This window comes from Mesorhizobium sp. M0244 (genome assembly GCF_040321795.1).
In the GTDB taxonomy this organism is placed as follows: Bacteria; Pseudomonadota; Alphaproteobacteria; order Rhizobiales; family Rhizobiaceae; genus Mesorhizobium.
Map to the genome: position 1 here is coordinate 1 of NZ_JAMYSE010000229.1, position 879 is coordinate 879.

General features: G+C 61.3%; 1 pseudogene. It reads left to right on the top strand.

Going from position 1 to position 879, the window contains the following annotated elements:
- A pseudogene (locus NKJ08_RS38790) lies at positions 1 to 311 on the top strand (hypothetical protein); the annotation flags it as partial.
- Positions 312 to 879 lie beyond the last annotated feature (568 nt).

An 879-nucleotide genomic window follows, 5' to 3' on the forward strand; every position in this document is an offset into this window, starting at 1 on the left:
AAGCCGAGCCAGCGCTGATCCAGTTCGCGGAGTCTTCGCCCATGCCGTTCGTCAATGGCATCAAGGCTTCGCGGGAGCGTGTCGTCGCTCGGGACGACGAAGATCGCCAGAGCTTCCTGCGCAAGCGCGGCTTCTCCAAGGCGGAGACGACGAAGATCATCGATGCCGTGCTTTCGGAGGAAGGGCACCCGCCCGCCTCGATTTTCGACTTCGTGCAGGGCATTACACGGGTGGCGCGCGACAAGCCGCATCAGGATGTTCGCCTGGAGATGGAGGGCAAGGCCAAGAAGCTTCTCGATCTGGCAGCATGATACTGCAATGCTGCGCGCGGCGGGAGTAGGTAACGTCACCGGGCTGCTGATGCCGCCAGTTTCGAACATGTGCATCGCTGCGGCGCAGCACACGGCCTGCGCTGCCGGTCTGGCAAACACACCTCTCAGGTCTAGGTGTGCGCTGCACAGATCGCAATGCTGCTATGCACAATTAATGCTTCTCGGGAGCGTGGAAGGGAGTAGGTTGTCGGTATCAAGTTTCGTCCGGGTCACCTCCTCCCGACCTCGGCGATCAGGGACGGCATTTATTCCTCCCGAATGCTGTCGTCCAAATCAAGCCCGCCGCACCTCCTCCCGCGGCGGGCTTTTTCGTTGTGCGAGCGGCGGCTTCTTCCAGCCCGATGAAGGAAACGAACGCGGAGGGTCCGTCAATCGGGGCGGTTGAACCGTTCGATGGTGATGGTACGCGCGACATCCACCGTAATCTCCAGCACTTCGTTCCATGCCTCCTCGCCACCGAGCTCCGAAAGGGCGAGATGAAAGAGCCTGTGCTGGAGATCGAGGCTCATCAGGCCAGGGGCGGTGTTGAAGGCGACCAGCCCGTCAT